The following is a 25,364-nucleotide window of genomic DNA, read 5'->3' on the forward strand; positions in this document are numbered from 1 at the left end:
CCGCACCAGGAGCCTCACCCGCTCAGGCTCCGCAGACCGGAGAACCCATGAAAACGGATATAGAACCCACATCAACAGCCGCAGGGTCACCATCCAAGGTCAGGACCCGCTCCACCGGCCGCGCCGGCGACAAGATCTTCCTCGGCCTCTCCCGGGGTTCCGGTATCGCCCTGCTGGTGATCATGGCGGCCATCGCGGCCTTCCTCACCTACCGCGCCGCCATCGCGATCTCCAAGGACGACGCCAACTTCCTCACCACCTTCGAGTGGAACACCGGCTCCTCGCCGATGCGGTTCGGCATCGCCGTCCTCGCCTACGGCACGGTCGTGAGCTCGATCATCGCCATGCTCATCGCGGTCCCGATCGCGGTGGGCATCGCGCTGTTCATCTCGCACTACGCCCCGCGCCGGCTGGCCACCCCGGTCGCCTACGTCATCGACCTGCTCGCCGCGGTCCCCAGCATCGTCTACGGCCTGTGGGGCGCGCTCTTCCTCGTGCCGCATCTGACCGGCCTGTACACCTGGTTCGACGACTACCTGGGCTGGACCGGGATCCTCAGCTACCAGGGCGGCGCCGCGCGCTCCCTGTTCACCGTCGGCATCCTGCTGGCGATCATGATCCTGCCGATCGTCACCAGCGTGAGCCGCGAGGTGTTCCGGCAGGTCCCGAAGATGCACGAGGAGGCGGCGCTGGCGCTCGGCGCGACCCGCTGGGAGGTCATCCGGATGGCCGTCCTCCCGTTCGGCCGCTCCGGCATCATCAGCGCCTCGATGCTGGGCCTCGGCCGCGCGCTCGGCGAGACCATGGCGGTCGCCACCGTGCTGTCCCCCAACTTCCTGATCGAGACCAGCCTGCTGGACCCGGGCGGCGGCACCTTCGCCCAGAACATCGCCAGCCGCTTCAAGGAAGCCGGCAACGACGGCCGTGACGCGCTGATCGCCTCCGGTCTGGTGCTGTTCGTCATCACCCTGCTGGTGAACGGCGCCGCGCGAATGATCATCGCCCGCCGCAAGGAGTACTCGGGGACCGCCGCATGAGCACTGTCGTTGACAAGAACGCCTCGCGCCACGGCTCGAGCCTCCAGCAGGCCCGGCTGCCCGGATGGGCCCCGTACGGCCTGGTGGTGGTCTCCGTGGCCCTGGGAGCGGGCATCGGCACCGCCCTCGGAATGGGCAATCCCTTCCAGATGGGCCTGATCGCCGCCCTGATCTTCATCATCGCCTCGTACGCCCTCGGCGCCGTGGTCGAAGGCGGCCGGCAGGCCAAGAACCGGCTGGCCACCAGCCTGGTGTGGGTCTGCTTCCTGCTCGCCGTCGTCCCGCTGCTCTCCCTGATCTGGGAGACCATCGACCGGGGCCGGACGGTGCTCGACGGCTACTTCCTGAGCCACTCCATGGAGGGCGTGCAGACGATCCTGCCCGGCGGTGGCGCGTACCACGCGATCATCGGCACCCTGGAGCAGGTCGGCCTCGCCGCGCTCATCGCCGTACCGATCGGCCTGCTGACCGCCATCTACCTGGTGGAGTACGGCCGCGGCCGGCTCGCCAAGGCCGTCACCTTCTTCGTCGACGTGATGACCGGTATCCCCTCGATCGTCGCCGGTCTGTTCATCCTCAGCTTCTGGATCATCATCCTCGGCTTCAGCTACTCGGGCTTCGCCGGTGCCATGGCGCTGGCCATCCTGATGATGCCGATCGTCGTCCGCTCGACCGAGGAAATGCTCAAGCTGGTCCCGGACGAGCTGCGTGAGGCGTCCCTCGCGCTCGGCGTGCCCAAGTGGCGCACCATCCTCAAGGTGGTGCTGCCCACCGCGATCGGCGGGATCACCACGGGTGTGATGCTCGCGGTCGCGCGTATCGCCGGTGAGTCCGCGCCCATCGTGCTGCTGGTCTTCGGTGCCGCGGGGATCAACAACAACCCGTTCGAAGGCGCCCAGTCGTCGCTGCCCTACTACATCTACGAGCAGTGGCAGCTCGGCAACGAGGCATCCTTCAACCGGGCCTGGGCAGCGGCGCTCGTCCTCATCGCCTTCGTCATGATCCTGAACCTGGTGGCCCGCGGCATCGCCCGCTGGAAGGCCCCGAAGTCCGGCCGCTGAGGCCAAGAAGAAGAGAAGTGATTCACATGGCCAAGCGCATCGACGTCAGCGGGCTCACCGCCTACTACGGCAGCCACAAGGCCATCGAGGACATCTCGATGACCGTCGAGCCCCGCTCGGTGACCGCCTTCATCGGCCCGTCGGGCTGCGGCAAGTCCACCTTCCTGCGCACCCTCAACCGGATGCACGAGGTCACCCTCGGCGGACGTGTTGAGGGCAAGGTGATGCTCGACGACGAGAACCTCTACGGCTCGGGGGTGGACCCGGTCTCCGTGCGGCGCACGGTCGGCATGGTCTTCCAGCGCCCCAACCCGTTCCCGACGATGTCGATCTTCGAGAACGTGGCCGCCGGGCTGAAGCTCAACGGCTCGTACAAGAAGAACGAGCTCGAGAGCGTCGTCGAGAAGTCCCTCAAGGGCGCCAACCTGTGGAACGAGGTCAAGGACCGGCTCAACAAGCCGGGCGCCGGGCTCTCCGGCGGTCAGCAGCAGCGGCTGTGCATCGCCCGCGCCATCGCGGTCGAGCCCGATGTACTGCTGATGGACGAGCCCTGCTCGGCGCTCGACCCGATCTCCACGCTCGCCATCGAGGACCTGATCGGTGAGCTCAAGGAGCGCTTCACGATCGTCATCGTGACGCACAACATGCAGCAGGCGGCGCGCGTCTCGGACCGTACGGCCTTCTTCAACCTGGCCGGTGTCGGCCAGCCGGGCAAGCTCATCGAGATCGACGAGACCGAGCGGATCTTCTCCAACCCGTCGGTGCAGGCGACCGAGGACTACATCTCCGGCCGCTTCGGCTGACCAGGCCCCTCGCACGACCGGCGAGGACAGAACGTCCTGCGGTGCTGCATGGCGGTGCCACCGCAAGACGAAGGGCCCGCCCCTGGCTCCCGGGGGCGGGCCCACTTCCATGTTCACGGGCCCGCTTTCCAGGGCCCACACTTCGTGTGTGCGGCGGTCAGCCGAAGGCCAGGTTGACGATCCAGTAGCTGAGCGCGGCGACTCCGGCCGCCGCGGGCATGGTGATGAACCAGCCGAGGATGATGTTCTTCGCGACCCCCCAGCGGACCGCGCTCACCCGCTTGGTCGCCCCCACACCCATGATCGCCGAGGTGATGACATGGGTGGTCGAGATGGGCGCCTGGAACATGAACGACGCCGTGTACATGACGCCTGCCGCCGTGGTCTCCGCCGCGAACCCCTGCGGCGGGTCCAGCTCGATGATCCGCCGTCCCAGCGTGCGCATGATGCGCCAGCCGCCCGCGTAGGTGCCGAGCGACAGCATCGCGGCGCAGGAGATCTTCACCCACACCGGAATCGCGTCGCCTTCGTCCTCGACACCCCCGATGACCAGGGCCATCACCACAACACCCATGGTCTTCTGGGCGTCCTGGAGGCCGTGGCCGAGCGCCATGCCCGCCGCCGAGACGGTCTGCGCTATCCGGAAGCCGCGTTTGGCCTTGTGCGGGTTCGCGTCACGGAAGATCCAGAGGATGATCACCATCACGAAGTAGCCCAGCACCAGGCCGACGATGGGCGAGAGGATCATCGGGATGACGATCTTCTCCAGCACCCCGTCCCAGTGCACCGTGCTCGCCCCCGCGAGCGCCGCGCCGACCAGCCCGCCGAACAGCGCGTGCGAGGAGGAGGACGGCAGACCGTAGTACCAGGTCACCATGTTCCAGGCGATCGCGCCGACCAGTCCGGCGAACAAGATCATCATGCCTTGGTCGCCGGTGGGGGTGGCGATCAGGCCCTCACTGACGGTCTTGGCGACGCCGCTGCCCAGGAAGGCACCCGCGAGGTTCATCACGGCGGCCATCGCGAGCGCCGCCCGTGGGGTCAGCGCCCGGGTGGAGACCGAGGTCGCGATGGCGTTGGCCGAGTCGTGGAAGCCGTTGGTATAGGTGAAGAACAGCGCGACCGCGATGGTCACGACAAGCGCGAAGGTGTCCATGCCCGGGCTCAGGACTCCTTGACGGCGATGGTCTCGACCGTGTTGGCCACATGCTCGAAGGCGTCGGCCGCCTCCTCCAGCACATCGACGATCTGCTTGAGCTTGAGCACCTCGATGGCGTCGTACTTACCGTTGAAGAGGTGGGCCAGGAGCTTGCGGTGGATCTGGTCCGCCTGGTTCTCCAGCCGGTTGACCTCGATCCAGTACTCCGTGAGGTTGGTCATGGTGCGCAGATTCGGCATCGCCTCGGCGGTCAGCTCGGCCGCCCGCGCCAGCACCTCGATCTGCTGCTCGACGCCCTTGGGCAGCTCTTCGACCTGGTAGAGGACGACCAGGTCGACGGCCTCCTCCATGAAGTCCATGATGTCGTCGAGGGACGAGGCCAGGGAGTAGATGTCCTCGCGGTCGAACGGCGTGATGAAGGAGGAGTTCAGCTGGTGGAAGATCGCGTGCGTGGCATCGTCTCCCGCGTGCTCCGCGGCCCTCATCCGCTCCGCGATCTCGGCACGAGCGGAGGAGTCCGCCCCGAGCAGTTCCATCAGGAGCTTGGAGCCGGTCACGATGTTGTCCGCGGACGCGGCGAACATGTCGTAAAAGCTCGTCTCCCTGGGGGTCAGACGAAAGCGCACTGGGGATCCTCGGAATGCAGCGGATGGGGACTCGACGATGCTAGGCGCATCTTCCGGCCACGGTAACCGGCGTCCCCAGTGTCGCCCATGGGGCAGAGTGCTCAGCACGGGGGCCCGGTTCGACCGGAAAAGGCGGTACCATATACCCACTGGGGGTATATGCGGACATTGCGTAATCAACGGGAGGAAGCCATGACGACCACGGCGGCCGACACCACCGCGCCCACCGACGGCGACGAGCGGGGCCAGGCGTCCGGGCACACCTCCGCCCAGGACTCCGTACCCCACGGTGGGCATGGATACGCCAAACAAAAGGATCAGCACCTGAAGCGGCTGCGCCGGATCGAGGGCCAGATCAGGGGATTGCAGCGGATGGTCGAAGAAGACGTCTATTGCATCGACATACTCACCCAGGTCTCGGCGAGCACCAAGGCGCTCCAGTCCTTCGCCCTCCAGCTGCTCGAGGAGCATCTGCGCCACTGTGTCGCCAGCGCGGCGGTGGAGAGCGCCGCCCAGGGCGAGGCGGAGGGCACGGGAGAGGTCGACGCCAAGGTGGCCGAGGCCACGGCGGCCATCGCCCGGCTGCTGCGGACCTGAGCGCGGGTACGGGCCGACCGGCCGGTACGGGCCGTTCCCGGGTGAGCACTGGTGCGGGCCGTTGCCGAGCGCCCGCCGGTACGGGCCGTTCCCGGGTGAGCGCCGGTACGGGCCGTCTGCGGGCCGGCGCGGGGCGCTTTCGGGTCAGCCTCGGTACCGGCCCGTTCCCGGGCGTGGACATGACCGTCCGCTCGCCTCTCGCCGGACGGGGCCACTGGGCGCCCGCCGGCGAGACGGCGGCATCGACATTGCCAGGGGGCGTCCGCTACGGGGCGTCCGGGCTCCCGGCACCGGCCTCCGGGCCGGCCTTCGCCTCCTCGGCGCGCTTCACCTTCTCCGCGCGCTTCGCCTCCTCGGCGCGCCTCCTGTCCTCGGCGCCCGTTCTGTTTCCCTCGGCGCCCTTCCCGTTTCCCTTGGCGCCCGTGGCCCCCTCGGCCGAATCTGATCGGTCGGCCTGCACCCGGAGCACCTCGTCGATACGGTCCGTACTGAGCCTGTCCTCGTCCGCGCTCGACGCAGCGATCATCAAGTCACCGTAGAGATCGATTTCGACGAGGGCCACGGGGTCCGGGCCCGACGAGCCGCGACGCGCAACCACGTGTTTCACCTCCTCCAGCGAGCACCTGCGAGCACTTTCGAGCAGCGGCTTCCCAGCGTAGGGATCGGTACACACTCCGCGCATGGCACGGATGGGCCATTTCGAAGGGCAAAGCGGGCCCCTCCGACTACTTCTGAGGTGATCCGACCTTTCCTGTGTAGATATCCGTGGGCTTGGGGAGCTCAACCTCGGCGGGGGCCCCGAAGTCGTACAGCTCCGTGGTCGAGGCGACCCCCAGTTCGCCGCGCCGCCGCCCGGCGGCGTCCGGGCTCTCCGCCCCCTCCTGGGCATCGGCCCGGCTGGTCACCGTGAACCGGTGGCGCACCTCGCGCAGCCGGCCGAGTCCGTCGAGATACGCGTCGAAGCGCACCCTGCTCTCGTCGAACCCCCTGGCCGCGGCCACCAGCGGCCCCCGCGCGCCCTCCGACGCGGCCCGCGCCGCCCGGCCGATGTCGGTGGTGCCGCGGTAGTGGCGCACCAGGTCCCCGCCGAGCCCCTCCTCGCCGACCAGGCTGGCCTCCCGCACCCCGCGCAGCAGCTCGGCGGCGGTCAGCGGATCCGTGGCCCCGCCGGTGACCAGATTGCCGTCGGGAATGTCCGTCGTATCCACCCGCACCCATTTGTCGCGGGGAATGCCCGCACCACGATTGCGCATGAAAAGCGCCCCGGAGGTGAGGAGTTCGGTGATCGGCGCATGCTCGGCGGTTCCCATCGCATCCCTCGGCAGCAGCAGCCGCAGCCGTCCCAGCCGCTTCTCGAAGTCGTACGCGCCGGTGCCCCGGATGGACACGCGGGTGCCGCCCGTCGCCGTCTCCATGGTCGTACGGACCCGTGAGCTGCCCGACTTGACCAGCACATCCGCGGCACGGTGCAGCACCGTGACCGCGCTCTCGCGCGCGGTGCCGCCCGGACGTTCATCGGCCGCCGTCTCGGTGGAGCAGCCGCTCAGGGTCGCCAGCGACACGGCCAGCAGGCCGCCCGACACGGCTCCGGCGACCGCTCTCACCCGTCTCCGCACGCCGAGCCCGCGCTGCTGGAACACCATCGACCGCCGACCCCCTGGCCACGCTCGTCCCGCTTGGTACTTGTTCGTTTAACGATTCACACCGGTGGCTCGTCACGGCCCGGTAGCGTGGTCATGTGCTCGACTCAGGCGACATAGGCCCCGGCCAGAACCGCACCACCACCGTGGAGCGGGGCTCCTTCTCCATCGCCCGCTGCACCTGCGGCTGGTCCGGTCCGGCCCGTCGCGCCAGAGCCGTCGCCCGCGATGACGCGGCGGACCATGCGACGGCCCGTCACACCCCGCCCGATACAGGCGATTCATCGGGCTCGTCCGATTAGTTCGGATCGGACTCGTCCGATTGGCGCGGGTTGTCCGTCCCCCGACAACTCTTCGGCCACGAGCGGAACCACACCCCCCGGCCCACCCCTCTGACCAAGGGACCGGGCCGACTTCGCGGTGGCCCGGTCGACGGTTGAGAGCAGCGTCGACAGGGAGGGGACACCGCCATGAACCGGCGGACACTGCTGGCAGCGGGCACGGGGCTGACGGCCACCGCCGCAGGGGTCACCGCGTGCAACGATGACGCGGGAAAGGCCGGCGGTGACACGAGCCCGGTCGGCTCCTCCTCCTCGACGTCGGACGCCCGTTCGGCCTCGGCGAGCGGCAGTCGCCGCGCCGTCGACGGCAAGCCCAAGTCCGCGGACTGGAGCGCCCTCGGCGAGGACCTCCAGGGCGACCTGGTGCGCCCCGGAGACTCCGACTACACCTCCGCCAGCCGGCTCTACAACACCCGCTTCGACCATCTGCGCCCCGCCGCCGTCGCCTATATAGAGAACACCTCGGACATCTCCGCCTGTCTGGACTTCGCCCGGCGCCACGGCGCCCCCGTCGCGATCCGCAACGGCGGTCACTCCTACGCCGGCTGGTCGAGCGGCGACGGCCGCCTCGTCATCGACGTCTCCGCGCTCTCCTCGATCCGTACGACCTCCGGCGAGGCGCGGATCGGCGCCGGGGCCAAGCTCATCGACGTCTACACCACACTGGGCGCCCGAGGGGTCACCGTCCCCGGCGGCTCGTGCCCGAGCGTCGGCATATCCGGACTGACCCTCGGCGGCGGCCACGGGGTGGTCTCCCGGGCGTACGGGCTGACCGCCGACAGCCTTACGGGTGCCACCATCGTCACCGCGGACGGCAAGGCCCTGCAGGTCTCCAAGAGCCGCGAGGCCGAGCTGTTCTGGGCGCTGCGCGGTGCGGGCAACGGCAACTTCGGCGTCGTCACCGAACTGCGCTTCCGTACGCATGACGCGGCCGACGGCGTGACCTGTTACATGTCATGGCCATGGTCCAAGGCCGCGAAGGTGCTGAGCGCCTGGCAGAAGTGGGGCCCGGACCAGCCGGACGAGATCTGGTCGGCGCTGCATCTGTCGGCCGCCCCCGGACGCACCCCCACCGTCTCCATCAGCTGCTTCTCGCTCGGCACCTACAGCGCGCTGCAGAACGCGGTGGACAAGCTCGCCGACGGACCGGGCGGCCCCGGCCCCGCCTCGCAGGTCAGCCTGCGCCGCCGCGGCTACGTCGACGCCATGCGGATGTACGCGGGCTGCGGCGACACCTCCACGGCCAACTGCCATCTGCCGGGCGACAAGCCCGGCCGCAGCACCTCCGGGGTGCTGAACCGCGAGACCTACGCGGCGCGCTCGGACTTCTTCGACCGCTCGCTGAGCCAGGCGGGCGTCCGGGCGATGCTGGACCAGCTGGAGCGCTACGGGCGGCGCACCGGCGGCGGGGGCGCGGTCAGCATCGCGCTCACCGCGCTCGGCGGGGCGGTCAACCGGGTCTCGCCCACGGCGACGTCCTTCGTCCACCGCCGCTCGCGGTTCCTCGCCCAGTACACCGCGTCCTGGGCGGCGGGCGGCTCGGGCACCGCGGGCAACGCCTGGCTGGACGGCGCCCACAAGGCGATGCGGCGGTATGCCTCCGGGGCGGCGTACCAGAACTACACGGACGCGTCTCTGAAGGACTGGCGCTCGGCCTACTACGGCTCGGCCGCCGACAAGCTGACGCGGGTGAAGAAGCGTTACGACCCGGACCGGCTCTTCGACTTCCCGCAGGCGCTGTGAGGTCTTGCGCCAGGGACTCGCGCGACCTCGGCAGCGGCCCATCCGCGGAGATGACAGAAGGCCCGGCAGCCGCCGGGCCTTCGTCGCATCCGTGTTCGTGGCGTCCGTAAGGGTGCCGCTAGGCCGCCAGGTCCTTGTTCCCGTGGTCGCCGCCCACCGAGCGGGACTCGGCGAGCTCCGCGCGTGCCTCGTCCGCGTCCCTGTCGGTGGCGGCGGGCTCGGCCCGTATCAGCCGACCGACGCGCGAACCCGCGACCGCCGTGGTCAGCGGGGTCAACAGCATCATCGCGAGCGGCGCCAGCAGCAGCGTGACCGCCGTCCCCAGGGCGAACCCGCCGATCACATCGGTCGGGTAGTGGACGCCCATATAGACGCGGCAGAACCCTTCCAGCAGCGCGAGCCCTATGGCGGCCGCCCCATAGGCGCGGTGGGCCATGAAGACGCCGACGGCGACCGCCATGGTCAGCGTCGCGTGGTCGCTGACGAACGAGAAGTCGGTCTTGCCCGCCACCAGGACGTCGAGCCCCTGATGGTCCTTGAAGGGTCTGGGCCGCTCGACGAAGCCGCGGATGGGGATGTTGGCGATGAGCGCCAGCCCGGCGGCCAGCGGGGCCCACACCAGCCCGGCGACGGCGGACGGCGCCTCCTGCGGGCGCTTCCGCACGCTCCACCAGGCGGCCAGGGTCACCAGGGCGAGCCCGATGATGATCCCGTACTCGCCGACGAACTCCATGACGCGGTCGAACCAGTGCGGGGCATTCTTCGCCAGCCCGTTGATGTCGTAGAGAAGGCTGACATCGGGGTTCGACCCGTCCAGTGCGAGTCCAGCCATATGCCGTGGCCCCTTATCTCTTGCCTGTCACTACGTGCAGCTGCCGACCCCCCGTAACGCCTTGCGAGCCGTCGCAACGCGGCCGGCGCGGAGAGTCCGCCGTCGATCCACGCTGATCCACGCCTCGATCCACCTCCAGGGAACGCCCTCTTCTCGCCAGGGGTTCCGTACTCCACCCAACGATCACCGGGACGTTATCGAAGGGTGACCGATCGTCGCAGCTCAGGGCGAATCCTTACGCGGGGTTCGCCCGCGGCAGCGCTTTCGCGCCATCCTGAGTCACCCGCGTAGCACCGATGTAGTCCGGCGAGTCGATCTTGTCAAAGCGGATCACCGCGCCGGTGTAGGGCGCGTTGATCATGTAGCCACCGCCCACATAGATCCCCACGTGGTGGATCGATCTCGGGTCGTCGAGATCATAGGCGAAGAAGACCAGATCACCGGGGAGCAGCTCGCTCCGCTTGGGGTGCGGTCCGGCGTTCCACTGGTCGTTGGCGACGCGCGGCAGATCGATGCCGACCGTCTTGTACGCCGCCTTCGTCAGCCCCGAGCAGTCGAACCGTCCGCCCTCCTCCGGCGTGCCGTTCCCGCCCCAGAGATAGGGCTTGCCGAGCTGCTTCTGCGCGAAGTAGATCGCCCCGGCCGACTGCTGGGAGGGCTGGACCTTCTGGATCGGCGCCTCGAAGCTCTTGGCGAGGGTGGTGATGGTCTTCACATAGTTCTGGGTCTCGCGGTAAGGCGGCACCCCGCCGTACTTGATCACGGCATAGGCGCCCGCGTTGTACGAGGCCAGCATGTTGTGCGTCTGATTGCCCGGCACGTCCTTGACGTACTTGGCGAGCGAGCAGTCATAGGCGGCCGCCGAAGGGATCGCGTCCTGCGGGTCCCAGATGTCCTTGACGCCGTCCTTGTTGCCGTCGACCCCGTGCGAGGCCCAGGTGGCGGGGATGAACTGCGCTATCCCCTTGGCGTTGGCCGGGCTCTGCGCCTTCGCGTTCCAGCCGCTCTCCTGGTAGAGCTGCGCGGCGAGGAGCGCGGGGTTGATGGCCGGGCAGGAGTTCCCGTACCGCTGGATGAGCGGTTCGTACGTGGCGGGAACGGCGCCCTTGGCCAGCCCGACGGCCTTACCACCGGCACCGCCGACGAGGTCCGCCGCGACCATGTAGGTACCGACGACGAGCAGCGCGACGAAGGAAAAGGAGACTCCGAGACCGACACTGACACCCAGCCAGACCTTACGCACCCGGCCATCCTCCCCCATTCACCCGCCATGCGAACGTGTTTCCGCTCGCACGGCGAAAATCAGCCGCTCCCCAGCCGAAACCATACGACGGCCGCCGACGCGCGCCCCCTTATGCGCCGTCGACCCGCCCCGCACGCCTCACCGCCCCACCTCGGCCGCCTCTCGCGGGGCCGGGGACCGCGTAGAGTCCAGCCGTCCGAGCACCACGACCCCTGGGGACCGCAGATGACACGGCTCGACCGGCAAGAGCTCGACTGGCAGCGGGCCGCACCCGCCGACCTGGAGGAGGGCGCCGCCTACCTCGAGGTGGCCGTGGGCCCCGACGACCAGATCCTGATGCGCGAGAGCAACGACCCGGAGACCGTGGTCGTCACGACCCGGGCCAAGTGGGACGCGTTCATCAAGGGCGTCAAGGCGGGCGAGTTCGACGACTTCGCGGACCTTACGGAGACAGAGACCGACGAGCCCGCGGGGAAGTGAGAGGGCGGGGCGCGGCGGGCGGGGGTGCTGAGCGCGGGCGCACTCATGCCCCTTCGCCAAGGGCCCTGCCCCTCAGCCCCTCAGCCCCTCAGCCCCTCACGGATCGTTGCCCGATGTCCACCCGCGTGATACACAGAGTGACCATACGACACTCCGTTGACATGCCTCACACGCCCGCCGGACGGGCGTGTCCCACAACACGCACGAGATCCGCCAAGAAATGCCGCCAAGTCGACATGCGGAAGCGGATTCATCAGCGAAGATAGAGGCTGACCCACGCCATGCCGGCGAAGAGACACAACAACCCACAAGGGGCGGTGAGTTCATCATGTTCCTAGCGGCCGAAAAGGGCGACATCAACACCATCATCGGCGGAATCGCCCCAGACTGGGGTCCGTTCGGCAGCCTGGGCAGCGAGGCCCGCGTCATGATCGAGGTCGTGATGGCGGTCGCACTGCTGCTGTGCTTCGGCATCGCCATCTGGGGCGCGGCCAAGCAGCGGATCGGCGCGACGGCCCTACGGGACACCTTCAGCGCGGAGCAGGGCAAGGGGCTGATCGTCGCGGGCCTGACCGGTGTGTTCATCATCGGATCGCTGGGCACGCTCTTCACGATCGTCTACGGCATGGCCATCTAGCCCCGCCCCCGCCCGTCCCGAGCCGCCCCTCCGCGCGGGGCGCACACCCCTGGCCGCAAGCCTCCGCTCCCGACTCCCCCTACCGGCTCCACCCCCCGTACCCGAGGCTGCCCTGATGCCCGCTCCCGCTCACCACGCTGAGGTCGTGTCAGCTTGATGTCCACTCACACCAGCGCGCCCGAGCGTCAGTCCTCGCCGTTACCGTCGTATGCGGGTGACGGAAGAGAGACCATGGATGACGCGGTCGGCAGAATCGGCGGGATCGGCGGTATCAGCAGGCTCGGCAGGCTCGGCACGGGTGAAGGGGCGTACGCAGGATGAGTCTCGGCGGCGACGACGGATACGGCGGTGACTACGAGGGCCATGAGGCGCGCCGCGGACGTGGCGCGGCCCCCGGAGGTCACCTGACGCGCACCCGCCTGCCCGAGGGCGACGGCGACCCCTACGGTCCACCCCGCCGAGCCCCCGGCCGCGCCAAGCCCAGCCGCAATCTGATCACGGTGGTCGGCGTCGTCGTTCTCCTCCTCGCGGCCATCGCCTTCGTCAACCGCGGCGACGGCAAGGACGGCGACTCCAGCGGCGGCGACCCAGGCGGCACCAGCACCGAAGCCCACCCCACCGCCCCCACCGGCGAACGCCCGGTCGACGGCAAGAACGGCACGACCGGTATCGCCTCGGGCTTCGCCAAATCGGAGCAAGGCGCCCAGAGCGCGGCGGCGAACTACGCGGTGGCGCTGGGGTCTGACGGCATGTTCAAGGCAGACCGTCGCAAAGCGATCGTGAACACGATCTATGCCCCCGGCGTAGCTGGTGCGCGACTCGACGAACTCAATAAGGCGTTCTCCAACAACAAGATCCTTTCCAATGCCGGCCTCGATGCCAGTGGCGATCCTCCGGACGGCATGACCTTCGTCTCCCGCGCCAATCCGGTGGGCGCCAAGGTGGAGAAGTTCAAGGACGACGAGGCTCAGGTTGCCGTCTGGCACTCACAGCTCTTCGGCCTGGCAGGAGAGGGGTCCAAGAACCCGGTCGCCGAGAGCTGGTACACGGATACCTTCAAGCTGAAATGGATCAAGGGCGACTGGAAGGTAACCCAGTACACCCAGAAGAACGGCCCGGCACCTGTCGGCCGCGACCAAGCTGCTTCCTCAGCTGAGGACATGGCCAATGCCGTACAAGGGTTCGGAGGGTTCACGTATGCCCGTTAATCGCCGTCGTGCCCTTTCGATCAGCGCCGCAGTCGCATGCGTCCAGACTGCTGCTGTGCTGTTGGCAACGCGTGCCGCCGCTGCCCCTTCGCCGACTCCGAGTCCGTCCGACACCAGTGACGGCTGCGACGGCATCGGGGACGGCCAGCTCAAGGACCTCTGCAAGGGCAATGGAGGCGGTTCTCCGAGCTCCGACCCCTCCAACCCCCTCGACCCCGCCGCCTCCCTCGCCCGCGGCTGCGCCGACGCCGCCTCCTGGCTCGTCGGCAAGCTCTCCAAGCTCGTCAAGGAGACGGCCAACGTCGACTTCACCAACGAGGCATTCCTCCGCCAGTACGCCGTCGTCTTCGCCGCCTCCACCGTCCTCACCCTCATCCTCTGGCTCCTCGCCGTCGCCAAGCGCGCCATCCGCGGCGTCCCCCTCGGCGAGGCGCTCTCCGAGGCCATAGGCTTCCTCTGGCTGACGGTCCTGGCCTCCGCCTTCACCCCCCTCATCCTCTATACGGTCGTCACCGCGACCGACGCCGTCACCGACGCCATCGCCTCCGGCACCGGTGCGGACAACGACGCCTTCTTCGGCTCCTTCTCCCAAGCGCTCAAGCGGGACGAGGACATCGGCGGCGGCCCCATCATGCTCATCGTCGTCTCGCTCGTGACGATCCTCGCCGCCGGCGTCCTCTGCCTCGAGCTCGTCATCCGTGCCGCCCTCCTCTACGTGGGCGCGCTGCTCGGCACCGCCGTCTACGCGGGCCTCGTCGACAAGAACATGTGGGGGCATGTGCGCCGCTGGGCGGGCATCATGATCGCCGTGATCCTCGTCAAGCCGGTGATCATCACCGTCCTGGCCCTCGCCGGCGCGCTCTCCACCAACGGCGACAAGCCCGACGCCTTCTCGGCCGTCGTCTCCGGCCTGTCGATCATCATCCTCGCCATCTTCGCCAGCGCGATGATCTACCGCTTCGTGCCCGGCTTCGGCGACGAGATCGTCAAGGCCCGCAGCGCCAGCGCCGACCCCGCGTCCCGCCAGGCCGCCGCCGTCATCAGTTCCCCCGCCGCCCTGGTGAAGCAGGGCATCAACACCCACAGCGCCCGCGGCGGAGGCGAGACCGGCGGAGGCGGCGCCGCCCCCGGGCAGGCCAAGCCCGCCAACCCCGTCTCCGGCGGTGTGGCGGCCCACTCCACCCGCACCAGCGGCGGAGGCGGCGGGAGCCCCGCGCCCGCCAGCCGGACCGGCCACACCGGAGGCTCCGGCGCCGGCTCCGCCACAAACCGCAGCTCCGGCAACAACTCGGGAGGTGACCGGCGGTGACGATCGACGCCCAGTCGCACCCCATCGCGCCCCGTCGCACATATCTGATCGGGCGTCCCCGCCCGAACGCGATCGTCGGTAAGAACCGCGAGACCGGCGAGATCGCGCTGATCATCGCGGGGGCGTTCCTCGGGATGATGTGCGGGCTGCTGGTGCCCGTGCTGATGTTCCGTATCACCGCCCTGGTCGGCTTCCCCACCCTCGCCCTCGCCGCCGTGTACGTCCCGTACAACGGGCGGACGTTCTACCGCTGGTTCGAGATCAACCGCTCCTACAAGCGCAGCGTCCGTAAGGGCACCACCGCCTACCGCTCCGGCGCCGCCGAGGCCGGCACCCGCCTGGACGGCCGTGAGATCGAGGTCGGCCCGCCCCCCGGTATCGGCCGGATCAACTGGCTGGCCGCCCCCTTCGGCCCCGACGAGATCGCCGTGCTCCTGCACGCCGACCGCCGCACCGTCACCGCCGCCATCGAGATCGAGGGCCCCGGCGTCGGGCTGCGCGACAGCGAGGACCAGGAGGCCCTCGTCGACCGGTTCGGCACCCTGCTCAAGCATGTGGCCAACGGCGACGGCTTCGTGACCCGGCTGCAGATGCTGGCCCGCACCCTCCCCGCCGACCCCGACGCGCACGCCAAGGACGTCGAGCGGCGCGGCGACGACCAGGCCCCCAACTGGCTCAAGGACTCCTACGACCAGTTGCAGTCCATGGTCTCCACCTCCTCCGAGCAGCACCGCGCCTATCTCGTCGCCTGTATGCACTACACCCGCGACCTGGCCGCCGAGGCCCAGGCCATCGCGCGCGCCGCCCGTCACAGCGGCGGCGGCCGGCGGCTCGACAAGGACGCGGGCCTCGCCGTGGTGATGGCCCGTGAGCTGACCGACATCTGCGCCCGGCTCGCCGAGGCCGACATCCGGGTGCGCCAGCCCCTGGGGCAGGGGCGGCTGGCGTCGCTCATCCACTCCATGTACGACCCGGACCACCCCATCGACCACATCCAGGCGATGACCAAGCGGAACGCCTGGCCCGCCGAGCTGGACGCCATGGAGCCCACCTACCTCCAGGCCAAGACCCGGGAGTCCAGCACCCGCGAGCCCTGGTGCCACTCCACGGCCTGGGTGAAGGAATGGCCCATGACGCCCGTCGGGGTCAACTTCCTCGCCCCGCTGCTCGTCCACACCCCCGATGTCATCCGTACGGTCGCCGTCTGTATGGATCTCGAACCCACCGAGGTCGCCATCGAGCGGATGCTCACCGAGAAGACCAACGACGAGGCCGAGGCCAGCCGCGCCGCGAAGATGAACCGCACCGTGGACCCGCGCGACATCGCCGCCCACGGCCGGCTCGACCAGCGCGGCGAGGACCTCGCCAGCGGCGCCGCGGGCGTCAACCTCGTCGGCTACATCACCGTGTCCTCCCGGTCGCCGGAGGCCCTCGCGCGCGACAAGCGGACCATCCGCGCCTCGGCGGGGAAAAGCTACCTCAAGCTGGAGTGGTGCGACCGTGAGCACCACCGGGCCTTTGTGAACACGCTGCCGTTCGCGACCGGCATCCGCCGCTAGCGCAGACAGAGCCGATACAGCCCATAGAGCTGATAGACACGACTGGGACGACAGGGACGATAGGGGCTCCGCCGTGGCCGATCCGATGAGCGTCATCACCGATGCGTTCACCAGCTTTCTCTTCGGAAAGGTGGAGACGACGCGGCTGCCCGTGCGCACCTCCACCGGCCAGGCCCAGGCGGTCTACCTCCCCACCGCGGCCCCCGGCCTCGGCGACTCCGGCGTGGTCATCGGCCGTGAGGTCTACTCCGGCAAGGGCTATATCTACGACCCCTTCCAGCTCTACGGCCAGCAGCTGCCGGCCCCCCACTGGCTGGTGCTCGGCGAGTCCGGTAACGGCAAGTCGGCCCTGGAGAAGACCTATGTCCTGCGCCAGCTGCGGTTCCGCGACCGCCAAGTGGTGGTGCTGGACGCCCAGGGCGAGGACGGCGTCGGCGAATGGAACCTCATCGCCCAGGAGCTGGGGATAACGCCCATCCGGCTCGACCCCATGGCGGCCCTGGACGGCGGAATCCGCCTGAACCCCCTGGACCCGGCGATCACCACGACCGGTCAGCTCGCCCTGCTCCGCACGATCATCGAGGTCGCGATGGGGCACGGGCTCGACGAGCGCTCCGGGTTCGCCCTGAAGGTCGCGCACGCCTACGTCAACGAGACCGTCGTCGACCGCCAGCCGGTGCTGACCGACATCGTGGAACAGCTGCGCCACCCCGAGGAGGAGTCCGCGGCGGCGATGAACGTCGATATAGACGACGTACGGGCCTGGGGCCTCGATGTCGCCCTGGTGCTGGACCGGCTGGTCGACGGTGATCTGCGCGGTATGTTCGACGGCCCCACCACGGCCGGAATCGATCTGGACTCACCACTGATCGTCTTCGACCTGTCCCATATCGATCGCAACTCGATCGCGATGCCGATCCTGATGGCCATCGTGGGCGTCTGGCTGGAGCACACCTGGATCCGTCCCGACCGTAAGAAGCGCATCTTCCTGGTCGAGGAGGCGTGGCACATCATCAACTCGCCCTTCGTCGCCCAGCTCTTCCAGCGGCTGCTGAAGTTCGGGCGACGGCTCGGCCTGTCGTTCGTCGCCGTCGTCCACCACCTCTCCGACGTGGTCGACGGCGCGGCGGCACGGGAAGCCGCGGCCATCCTCAAGATGGCCTCCACCCGGACGATCTACGCCCAGAAAGCGGACGAGGCACGGGCCACCGGCCGCGTCCTGGGCCTGCCGCGCTGGGCCGTCGAGATCATCCCCACGCTGTCCCCCGGTATCGCGGTGTGGGACGTCAACGGCAACGTACAGGTCGTCAAACACCTGATCACCGAGGCCGAGCGGCCCCTCGTCTACACCGACCGGGCGATGACGGAGGACGCGCTGGCCGTACAGATGGCGGCCGAGGCGGAGGCCGAGGAGCGCGCCGCCGCGGCGGTCGAGGCGGCGGAGGCGGACACCTACGGCGGGCCGTCGTACGGATCCACGGTGGCGTGAGATGGCAGCGGGACAGAACCACGGCGGGCCCGCGGAGCACGGAAGACCTCCGTCCGCGGAACGCGGCATTCCGGACGGCCTGCTGGTCGGCGCCATCGCCCTCCTGCTGGGCACGCTCGGCCTGATGTGGTCGGCGACCGGTCTGGCCGGGCTCTTCGCCCGCGGCGCCTGGCCGGACAACCTGACCTTCATGCGCGCACCGGTGGCGCTGCGCCATCTGCTGCAGGAGCCCCACGACCTGGCGGCGGCATGGCCCGACACCCCGAAGGACCAGCTGTCGGGGTACGGACTGTTCTGGGGCATCTTCATCAGCGAGCTGATGGTGCTGATCGTCCTGACGATCTTCGTGATGGGCACACTGGCCCGCTACCGGACGGTCCGCGCCCAGCGCCGCGTCGCCCGCGCCACCGCCCGCGCGAAGGCGGCGGAGGCGAAGCGCCTCGGCCTTACGGGCACGAAGACCGCGAAGGACGGCACCGACCCCGCGACCGCCAACGGTACGGGCGTGGAGGCGCCCCCTGGCGTCGAGGCACCACCTCCACCCGCCCCCGGCCCTGGAAGCACCTCAGCGGCCCCAGGAGCCGCCTCCGCCAGGCCCCCTGAGGGTTCGCCCGGCACCGCCGCTCCAGACCGCTCCAGCGGGCTCCCCGCACCGGGCCCGGCCGAGGCACTCCCCCGCGACGGCGTCATCGCACCCGCCGCCGGTCACCACCAGCCGACCGAGGCCGTCGCCGCCGAAGCGCCCGCCGGAACGGGCCCCGAACCGCATCCCCACATCACCGAGCAGAGAGCCGGCACACCGGACGCGCGCACCGGGAGCGCGACCACTCCCCCGGCCCAGGACGACCTGTACGCCCCGCTCGACCCCACATCCGCACCGCAGCCGCTCCCCACCCCCCGCAGCGGCCCGCTGACGTCGGCCGCCCTCCCCGACGGCGAGTCGGCCCGGTCCCGTGTCCTCTTCGGCGCCCAGCGCGGGGAGTCCGCGGCGCACACCGTCCTGGAGGCCGTCGGCCCCGTCCTCGTCGTCACCAGCGATCCCAAGCTCTGGGCCACGACCAAGGACACCCGCGCCAAGCTCGGCCCCACCCACGTCTTCGACCCGACCCATCTGCTCGACACCCCCGCCCGGCTGCGCTGGAACCCGGCGGCGGACTGCGGCTCCCGCGATATCGCGGCCGCCCGCGCCACCGCCCTCCTCGCCCCCGTAAGGCCCATGCACGCCATGGACCGGCCCCTGGCGGAGGCCGCGGAGACGATGCTGCGGTGCTGGCTGCACGCCGCCGCGGTGGACGGCCGGCCGTTCCGCCATGTGCACCGCTGGGCGCAGGGCAGCTCGGCCCACGAGCCGGTGAAGATCCTCCGCACGCATCCCAAGGCCGCGGGCGGCGCGGCCGGCGAGCTGGAGGCCACGCTCACCGCCCATCGCGAACGCCGCGACATGGCCCAGGAACTGACTGCCCGTGCCCTCGGCGCGCTCTCCTCGATCCACATCCGGGACGCCTGCAATCCGGGGCGCGCCGACACACTCGCGCTGGAGTCATTCGTCGCCGAAGGGGGAACGCTTTATCTGATGGGCGAATCCATCGAGGACCCCCGAACCCAGCCGGGTGCGATGCCGCTGTTGACCGCACTCGCCTCACACGTGGTCGAGCACGGCCGGCGCATGGCCGAACGGTCATCCTCCGGTCGGCTCGACCCACCACTGACCCTCGTCCTGGACGACGTCGCCGCCGTGGCCCCGCTCCCGGCACTCCCCGACCTCCTCGCCCAGGGCGCGGACCAGGGCCTGCCCACACTGGCCCTGATGCGCTCCCAGGAACAGGCCCGAGCCCGCTGGCCGCACCGCTCCCTGGTGGGCCAGGAGTCGCACTGACGGCACGCACACCCCGCCGGGTCGCCGCGCGGCGTAGGCCGTGACGATCCGCTTGGTGACGAGTGAGGGCCAGCATGGCGTTCCCGGCCGCCACCGCGCGCACGGCGTTGGCGAACCCCCTCGGCGGGGGTCCTGCCTGGGGCGGATCCTGCAGGTGGCTGATCCCTGGAGAGCGGCCAGCCCATCGAGGCGGGACATGCGCACACCCATGAGGACCACATCGGGCCAGTCCTCCAAGCGCCGAGCAGTAACCCGCGACCAGCCGGGACCCTGCCGGTCATACCCAGCTCGAAAGTCGTCTGACGGAAATGGGGGCTGAACGCAAAAATGCCTCGGTCCCGAGCACTATGTACTCGGGACCGAGGCTAAAAATCGTTCGGCGGCGTCCTACTCTCCCACAGGGTCCCCCCTGCAGTACCATCGGCGCTGAAAGGCTTAGCTTCCGGGTTCGGAATGTAACCGGGCGTTTCCCTAACGCTATGACCACCGAAACACTATGAAACAAACACCGGACCCAACCCATACACATGGGGGTCAGACGGTTCATTGCTTCAGAACCAACACAGTGGACGCGAGCACCTGAGGACAAGCCCTCGGCCTATTAGTACCAGTCAACTCCACCGGTCACCCGGCTTCCATATCTGGCCTATCAACCCAGTCGTCTACTGGGAGCCTTAACCCATCACGTGGGTGGGAGCCCTCATCTCGAAGCAGGCTTCCCGCTTAGATGCTTTCAGCGGTTATCCCTCCCGAACGTAGCCAACCAGCCATGCCCTTGGCAGAACAACTGGCACACCAGAGGTTCGTCCGTCCCGGTCCTCTCGTACTAGGGACAGCCCTTCTCAAGACTCCTACGCGCACAGCGGATAGGGACCGAACTGTCTCACGACGTTCTAAACCCAGCTCGCGTACCGCTTTAATGGGCGAACAGCCCAACCCTTGGGACCGACTCCAGCCCCAGGATGCGACGAGCCGACATCGAGGTGCCAAACCATCCCGTCGATATGGACTCTTGGGGAAGATCAGCCTGTTATCCCCGGGGTACCTTTTATCCGTTGAGCGACGGCGCTTCCACAAGCCACCGCCGGATCACTAGTCCCGACTTTCGTCCCTGCTCGACCCGTCGGTCTCACAGTCAAGCTCCCTTGTGCACTTACACTCAACACCTGATTGCCAACCAGGCTGAGGGAACCTTTGGGCGCCTCCGTTACCCTTTAGGAGGCAACCGCCCCAGTTAAACTACCCACCAGACACTGTCCCTGATCCGGATCACGGACCCAGGTTAGACATCCAGCACGACCAGAGTGGTATTTCAACAACGACTCCACACTAACTGGCGTCAATGCTTCACAGTCTCCCACCTATCCTACACAAGCCGAACCGAACACCAATATCAAGCTATAGTAAAGGTCCCGGGGTCTTTCCGTCCTGCTGCGCGAAACGAGCATCTTTACTCGTAATGCAATTTCACCGGGCCTATGGTTGAGACAGTCGAGAAGTCGTTACGCCATTCGTGCAGGTCGGAACTTACCCGACAAGGAATTTCGCTACCTTAGGATGGTTATAGTTACCACCGCCGTTTACTGGCGCTTAAGTTCTCAGCTTCGCGGGATCGAAACCCCACTAACCGGTCCCCTTAACGTTCCAGCACCGGGCAGGCGTCAGTCCGTATACATCGCCTTACGGCTTCGCACGGACCTGTGTTTTTAGTAAACAGTCGCTTCTCGCTGGTCTCTGCGGCCACCACCAGCTCAAGGAGAAAATCCCATCACCAGCAATGGCCCCCCTTCTCCCGAAGTTACGGGGGCATTTTGCCGAGTTCCTTAACCATAGTTCACCCGAACGCCTCGGTATTCTCTACCTGACCACCTGAGTCGGTTTAGGGTACGGGCCGCCATGAAACTCGCTAGAGGCTTTTCTCGACAGCATAGGATCATCCACTTCACCACAATCGGCTCGGCATCAGGTCTCACCCTTAAATGAGGGACGGATTTACCTACCCCTCGGGCTACACCCTTACCCCGGGACAACCACCGCCCGGGCTGGACTACCTTCCTGCGTCACCCCATCACTCACCTACTACAAGTCTGGTCCGGCGGCTCCACCACTCCCCTTCACCCGAAGGATCCAGGGCGGCTTCACGGCCTTAGCATCGCCTGATTCAGCGTTGACGCTTCAAAGCGGGTACCGGAATATCAACCGGTTGTCCATCGACTACGCCTGTCGGCCTCGCCTTAGGTCCCGACTTACCCTGGGCAGATCAGCTTGACCCAGGAACCCTTAGTCAATCGGCGCACACGTTTCTCACGTGTGTATCGCTACTCATGCCTGCATTCTCACTCGTGAACCATCCACAACTCGCTTACACGGCTGCTTCACCCGGCACACGACGCTCCCCTACCCATCACAGCCCCCGTTAGGGGTCATGCTGCAATGACACGACTTCGGCGGTACGCTTGAGCCCCGCTACATTGTCGGCGCGGAATCACTTGACCAGTGAGCTATTACGCACTCTTTCAAGGATGGCTGCTTCTAAGCCAACCTCCTGGTTGTCTCTGCGACTCCACATCCTTTCCCACTTAGCGTACGCTTAGGGGCCTTAGTCGATGCTCTGGGCTGTTTCCCTCTCGACCATGGAGCTTATCCCCCACAGTCTCACTGCCGCGCTCTCACTTACCGGCATTCGGAGTTTGGCTAAGGTCAGTAACCCGGTAGGGCCCATCGCCTATCCAGTGCTCTACCTCCGGCAAGAAACACACGACGCTGCACCTAAATGCATTTCGGGGAGAACCAGCTATCACGGAGTTTGATTGGCCTTTCACCCCTAACCACAGGTCATCCCCCAGGTTTTCAACCCTGGTGGGTTCGGTCCTCCACGAAGTCTTACCTCCGCTTCAACCTGCCCATGGCTAGATCACTCCGCTTCGGGTCTTGAGCGCGCTACTAAACCGCCCTATTCGGACTCGCTTTCGCTACGGCTTCCCCACACGGGTTAACCTCGCAACACACCGCAAACTCGCAGGCTCATTCTTCAAAAGGCACGCAGTCACGACCGTGCTCCAAAGAACACGGCGACGCTCCCACGGCTTGTAGGCACACGGTTTCAGGTACTATTTCACTCCGCTCCCGCGGTACTTTTCACCATTCCCTCACGGTACTATCCGCTATCGGTCACCAGGGAATATTTAGGCTTAGCGGGTGGTCCCGCCAGATTCACACGGGATTTCTCGGGCCCCGTGCTACTTGGGTATCGCACAAGCAAGTTGCTGACATTTCAGCTACGGGGGTCTTACCCTCTACGCCGGGCCTTTCGCATGCCCTTCGCCTACATCAACAATTTCTGACTCACCCAGCCGCCGGCAGACGACTGAAGTACGAACCCACAACCCCGCATGCGCAACCCCTGCCGGGTATCACACACATACGGTTTAGCCTCATCCAGTTTCGCTCGCCACTACTCCCGGAATCACGGTTGTTTTCTCTTCCTGCGGGTACTGAGATGTTTCACTTCCCCGCGTTCCCTCCACATACCCTATGTGTTCAGGTATGGGTGACAGCCCATGACGACTGCCGGGTTTCCCCATTCGGACACCCCCGGATCACAGCTCGGTTGACAGCTCCCCGGGGCCTATCGCGGCCTCCCACGTCCTTCATCGGTTCCTGGTGCCAAGGCATCCACCGTGCGCCCTTAAAAACTTGGCCACAGATGCTCGCGTCCACTGTGCAGTTCTCAAACAACGACCCGTACCCCGTCACCCACACTCACCGTGCAGTACACCGGGACCGGCCCGAAGGACAGACCCATGGCCCGTACCCTCAGACACCCAACAGCGTGCCCGACACCCTCAACCCTCCATCTCACGTTCCACGCCGAAGCAGTACTAGCGACCAGAGCAGGTCAAGTGTGCCGAATAGTCAACGTTCCACCCATGAGCAACCGTGCAAGACACTTGCTTGCAGTCGGCCATGTGCTCCTTAGAAAGGAGGTGATCCAGCCGCACCTTCCGGTACGGCTACCTTGTTACGACTTCGTCCCAATCGCCAGTCCCACCTTCGACGGCTCCCTCCACAAGGGTTGGGCCACCGGCTTCGGGTGTTACCGACTTTCGTGACGTGACGGGCGGTGTGTACAAGGCCCGGGAACGTATTCACCGCAGCAATGCTGATCTGCGATTACTAGCGACTCCGACTTCATGGGGTCGAGTTGCAGACCCCAATCCGAACTGAGACCGGCTTTTTGAGATTCGCTCCACCTCACGGCTTCGCAGCTCATTGTACCGGCCATTGTAGCACGTGTGCAGCCCAAGACATAAGGGGCATGATGACTTGACGTCGTCCCCACCTTCCTCCGAGTTGACCCCGGCAGTCTCCTGTGAGTCCCCATCACCCCGAAAGGCATGCTGGCAACACAGAACAAGGGTTGCGCTCGTTGCGGGACTTAACCCAACATCTCACGACACGAGCTGACGACAGCCATGCACCACCTGTACACCGACCACAAGGGGGCACCCATCTCTGAGTGTTTCCGGCGTATGTCAAGCCTTGGTAAGGTTCTTCGCGTTGCGTCGAATTAAGCCACATGCTCCGCCGCTTGTGCGGGCCCCCGTCAATTCCTTTGAGTTTTAGCCTTGCGGCCGTACTCCCCAGGCGGGGAACTTAATGCGTTAGCTGCGGCACGGACAACGTGGAATGTCGCCCACACCTAGTTCCCAACGTTTACGGCGTGGACTACCAGGGTATCTAATCCTGTTCGCTCCCCACGCTTTCGCTCCTCAGCGTCAGTATCGGCCCAGAGATCCGCCTTCGCCACCGGTGTTCCTCCTGATATCTGCGCATTTCACCGCTACACCAGGAATTCCGATCTCCCCTACCGAACTCTAGCCTGCCCGTATCGAATGCAGACCCGGGGTTAAGCCCCGGGCTTTCACATCCGACGCGACAAGCCGCCTACGAGCTCTTTACGCCCAATAATTCCGGACAACGCTTGCGCCCTACGTATTACCGCGGCTGCTGGCACGTAGTTAGCCGGCGCTTCTTCTGCAGGTACCGTCACTTGCGCTTCTTCCCTGCTGAAAGAGGTTTACAACCCGAAGGCCGTCATCCCTCACGCGGCGTCGCTGCATCAGGCTTGCGCCCATTGTGCAATATTCCCCACTGCTGCCTCCCGTAGGAGTCTGGGCCGTGTCTCAGTCCCAGTGTGGCCGGTCGCCCTCTCAGGCCGGCTACCCGTCGTCGCCTTGGTAGGCCATCACCCCACCAACAAGCTGATAGGCCGCGGGCTCATCCTGCACCGCCGGAGCTTTCCACCACCAGACCATGCGGTCGGTAGTCATATCCGGTATTAGACCCCGTTTCCAGGGCTTGTCCCAGAGTGCAGGGCAGATTGCCCACGTGTTACTCACCCGTTCGCCACTAATCCCCGGCCGAAACCGGTTCATCGTTCGACTTGCATGTGTTAAGCACGCCGCCAGCGTTCGTCCTGAGCCAGGATCAAACTCTCCGTGAATGCTTCCGGGCTATCCCGGCAACACATCACGAGAGCGGAACGGAACCGGAGGAATAACCCGGACCGTCCACAGCATCCTCGCTGTTGTGTTTCTTCAAAGGAACCTCGTCCAAGAAGGACGGGGTATCAACATATCTGGCGTTGACTTTTGGCACGCTGTTGAGTTCTCAAGGAACGGACGCTTCCTTCGAAACCGTTTCACCGGCTTCTCCGGGCGC

At 67.1% G+C, this 25,364-nt stretch carries 19 protein-coding genes and 3 rRNA genes; 13 read left to right on the forward strand and 9 right to left on the reverse strand.

Annotated elements, in window-relative coordinates; genetic code table 11:
* Positions 1-47 precede the first annotated feature (47 nt).
* From pstC to pstB, 3 genes are read left to right on the forward strand one after another with little or no spacing between them, the layout of a single operon-like run.
* Entirely contained in the window at positions 48-1,037 is a 990-nt protein-coding gene (pstC, locus tag ACZ6TD_RS22770; protein ID WP_471356863.1) for a phosphate ABC transporter permease subunit PstC, read from the forward strand.
* Positions 1,034-2,098: a phosphate ABC transporter permease PstA gene (gene pstA / locus ACZ6TD_RS22775; RefSeq protein ID WP_471356866.1), complete on the forward strand. Its 1,065-nt coding sequence runs from the start codon at positions 1,034-1,036 to the stop codon at positions 2,096-2,098. Before pstC ends, pstA begins: the two co-directional genes overlap by 4 nt.
* Positions 2,099-2,124: 26 nt before the next feature.
* Positions 2,125-2,901, forward strand: coding sequence for a phosphate ABC transporter ATP-binding protein PstB (gene pstB / locus ACZ6TD_RS22780; RefSeq protein WP_471356869.1), 777 nt, complete (start codon positions 2,125-2,127; stop codon positions 2,899-2,901).
* Between the two features lie 157 nt (positions 2,902-3,058).
* On the opposite strand, the gene ACZ6TD_RS22785 is transcribed toward pstB, so the two are convergent.
* Complete coding sequence (locus ACZ6TD_RS22785) at positions 3,059-4,057, reverse strand: inorganic phosphate transporter (RefSeq protein ID WP_471356872.1); 999 nt, start codon at positions 4,055-4,057, stop codon at positions 3,059-3,061.
* An 8-nt stretch (positions 4,058-4,065) separates the two neighbouring features.
* The gene (locus ACZ6TD_RS22790; RefSeq protein WP_030837909.1) at positions 4,066-4,686 is read right to left on the reverse strand and encodes a DUF47 domain-containing protein; all 621 of its coding nucleotides are present in this window, start codon (positions 4,684-4,686) and stop codon (positions 4,066-4,068) included.
* Positions 4,687-4,878: 192 nt separating this feature from the next.
* On the opposite strand from ACZ6TD_RS22790, the gene ACZ6TD_RS22795 reads away from it, so the two are divergent.
* On the forward strand, positions 4,879-5,283 hold the full coding sequence (locus ACZ6TD_RS22795; RefSeq protein WP_385219369.1) for a metal-sensitive transcriptional regulator: 405 nt from the start codon (positions 4,879-4,881) through the stop codon (positions 5,281-5,283).
* Positions 5,284-5,548: 265 nt separating this feature from the next.
* On the opposite strand, the gene ACZ6TD_RS22800 is transcribed toward ACZ6TD_RS22795, so the two are convergent.
* Positions 5,549-5,881 carry a hypothetical protein gene (locus tag ACZ6TD_RS22800; RefSeq protein WP_471358918.1) on the reverse strand — a complete coding sequence of 111 codons (333 nt, stop codon included), beginning with the start codon at positions 5,879-5,881 and terminating at the stop codon, positions 5,549-5,551.
* 127 nt (positions 5,882-6,008) lie between these two features.
* The gene (locus tag ACZ6TD_RS22805) at positions 6,009-6,926 is read right to left on the reverse strand and encodes a hypothetical protein (RefSeq protein WP_471356877.1); all 918 of its coding nucleotides are present in this window, start codon (positions 6,924-6,926) and stop codon (positions 6,009-6,011) included.
* 95 nt (positions 6,927-7,021) lie between these two features.
* On the opposite strand from ACZ6TD_RS22805, the gene ACZ6TD_RS22810 reads away from it, so the two are divergent.
* A complete protein-coding gene (locus ACZ6TD_RS22810) occupies positions 7,022-7,225 on the forward strand; it encodes a hypothetical protein (protein ID WP_471356880.1) in 204 nt (67 codons plus the stop codon).
* A 168-nt stretch (positions 7,226-7,393) separates the two neighbouring features.
* Positions 7,394-9,007: an FAD-binding oxidoreductase gene (locus ACZ6TD_RS22815; protein WP_471356883.1), complete on the forward strand. Its 1,614-nt coding sequence runs from the start codon at positions 7,394-7,396 to the stop codon at positions 9,005-9,007.
* A 118-nt stretch (positions 9,008-9,125) separates the two neighbouring features.
* On the opposite strand, the gene ACZ6TD_RS22820 is transcribed toward ACZ6TD_RS22815, so the two are convergent.
* A complete protein-coding gene (locus ACZ6TD_RS22820) occupies positions 9,126-9,839 on the reverse strand; it encodes a phosphatase PAP2 family protein (RefSeq protein ID WP_471356886.1) in 714 nt (237 codons plus the stop codon).
* Between the two features lie 235 nt (positions 9,840-10,074).
* The gene (locus ACZ6TD_RS22825; RefSeq protein WP_037954960.1) at positions 10,075-11,082 is read right to left on the reverse strand and encodes a bifunctional lytic transglycosylase/C40 family peptidase; all 1,008 of its coding nucleotides are present in this window, start codon (positions 11,080-11,082) and stop codon (positions 10,075-10,077) included.
* Positions 11,083-11,307: 225 nt separating this feature from the next.
* Here ACZ6TD_RS22825 and ACZ6TD_RS22830 point away from each other — a divergent pair, with 225 nt between their 5' ends.
* The 7 genes from ACZ6TD_RS22830 to ACZ6TD_RS22860 all read left to right on the forward strand — a co-directional run bounded on the left by ACZ6TD_RS22830 (position 11,308) and on the right by ACZ6TD_RS22860 (position 19,640).
* Positions 11,308-11,562 carry a DUF397 domain-containing protein gene (locus ACZ6TD_RS22830; protein ID WP_471356889.1) on the forward strand — a complete coding sequence of 85 codons (255 nt, stop codon included), beginning with the start codon at positions 11,308-11,310 and terminating at the stop codon, positions 11,560-11,562.
* 328 nt (positions 11,563-11,890) lie between these two features.
* A complete protein-coding gene (locus ACZ6TD_RS22835) occupies positions 11,891-12,199 on the forward strand; it encodes a hypothetical protein (protein WP_009716148.1) in 309 nt (102 codons plus the stop codon).
* A gap of 317 nt (positions 12,200-12,516) precedes the next feature.
* Positions 12,517-13,407: a DUF8175 domain-containg protein gene (locus ACZ6TD_RS22840; protein ID WP_471356892.1), complete on the forward strand. Its 891-nt coding sequence runs from the start codon at positions 12,517-12,519 to the stop codon at positions 13,405-13,407.
* Positions 13,397-14,716 (forward strand): hypothetical protein, encoded by a 1,320-nt coding sequence (locus ACZ6TD_RS22845; RefSeq protein WP_471356895.1) that lies wholly within the window; start codon positions 13,397-13,399, stop codon positions 14,714-14,716. The genes ACZ6TD_RS22840 and ACZ6TD_RS22845 overlap by 11 nt, the downstream gene beginning before the upstream one ends.
* Positions 14,717-14,718: 2 nt before the next feature.
* Positions 14,719-16,275, forward strand: coding sequence for an SCO6880 family protein (locus ACZ6TD_RS22850; RefSeq protein WP_471357951.1), 1,557 nt, complete (start codon positions 14,719-14,721; stop codon positions 16,273-16,275).
* Positions 16,276-16,348: 73 nt separating this feature from the next.
* The gene (locus ACZ6TD_RS22855; protein WP_471356898.1) at positions 16,349-17,764 is read left to right on the forward strand and encodes an ATP-binding protein; all 1,416 of its coding nucleotides are present in this window, start codon (positions 16,349-16,351) and stop codon (positions 17,762-17,764) included.
* 1 nt (position 17,765) lies between these two features.
* Entirely contained in the window at positions 17,766-19,640 is a 1,875-nt protein-coding gene (locus tag ACZ6TD_RS22860) for a type IV secretory system conjugative DNA transfer family protein (RefSeq protein ID WP_471356900.1), read from the forward strand.
* 374 nt (positions 19,641-20,014) lie between these two features.
* On the opposite strand, the gene rrf is transcribed toward ACZ6TD_RS22860, so the two are convergent.
* From rrf to ACZ6TD_RS22875, 3 genes are all read right to left on the reverse strand, one after another.
* Positions 20,015-20,131, reverse strand: a 5S ribosomal RNA gene (gene rrf / locus ACZ6TD_RS22865).
* A gap of 90 nt (positions 20,132-20,221) precedes the next feature.
* A 23S ribosomal RNA gene (locus tag ACZ6TD_RS22870) occupies positions 20,222-23,342 on the reverse strand.
* A gap of 277 nt (positions 23,343-23,619) precedes the next feature.
* Positions 23,620-25,146, reverse strand: a 16S ribosomal RNA gene (locus tag ACZ6TD_RS22875).
* The 16S, 23S and 5S rRNA genes sit together here, the layout of an rRNA operon.
* Positions 25,147-25,364 lie beyond the last annotated feature (218 nt).

Source organism: Streptomyces yongxingensis (assembly GCF_055597465.1).

Excerpts from the sequence above, each read along its gene's own strand:
- pstC (WP_471356863.1), top strand. The coding sequence starts at position 48 with ATGAAAACGGATATAGAACCCACATCAACAGCCGCAGGGTCACCATCC.
- ACZ6TD_RS22815 (WP_471356883.1), top strand. The coding sequence starts at position 7,394 with ATGAACCGGCGGACACTGCTGGCAGCGGGCACGGGGCTGACGGCCACC.
- ACZ6TD_RS22805 (WP_471356877.1), bottom strand. The coding sequence starts at position 6,926 with ATGGTGTTCCAGCAGCGCGGGCTCGGCGTGCGGAGACGGGTGAGAGCG.
- ACZ6TD_RS22785 (WP_471356872.1), bottom strand. The coding sequence starts at position 4,057 with ATGGACACCTTCGCGCTTGTCGTGACCATCGCGGTCGCGCTGTTCTTC.
- ACZ6TD_RS22830 (WP_471356889.1), top strand. The coding sequence starts at position 11,308 with ATGACACGGCTCGACCGGCAAGAGCTCGACTGGCAGCGGGCCGCACCC.
- ACZ6TD_RS22845 (WP_471356895.1), top strand. The coding sequence starts at position 13,397 with ATGCCCGTTAATCGCCGTCGTGCCCTTTCGATCAGCGCCGCAGTCGCA.
- ACZ6TD_RS22835 (WP_009716148.1), top strand. The coding sequence starts at position 11,891 with ATGTTCCTAGCGGCCGAAAAGGGCGACATCAACACCATCATCGGCGGA.
- ACZ6TD_RS22820 (WP_471356886.1), bottom strand. The coding sequence starts at position 9,839 with ATGGCTGGACTCGCACTGGACGGGTCGAACCCCGATGTCAGCCTTCTC.
- pstB (WP_471356869.1), top strand. The coding sequence starts at position 2,125 with ATGGCCAAGCGCATCGACGTCAGCGGGCTCACCGCCTACTACGGCAGC.
- ACZ6TD_RS22795 (WP_385219369.1), top strand. The coding sequence starts at position 4,879 with ATGACGACCACGGCGGCCGACACCACCGCGCCCACCGACGGCGACGAG.
- pstA (WP_471356866.1), top strand. The coding sequence starts at position 1,034 with ATGAGCACTGTCGTTGACAAGAACGCCTCGCGCCACGGCTCGAGCCTC.
- ACZ6TD_RS22860 (WP_471356900.1), top strand. The coding sequence starts at position 17,766 with ATGGCAGCGGGACAGAACCACGGCGGGCCCGCGGAGCACGGAAGACCT.
- ACZ6TD_RS22840 (WP_471356892.1), top strand. The coding sequence starts at position 12,517 with ATGAGTCTCGGCGGCGACGACGGATACGGCGGTGACTACGAGGGCCAT.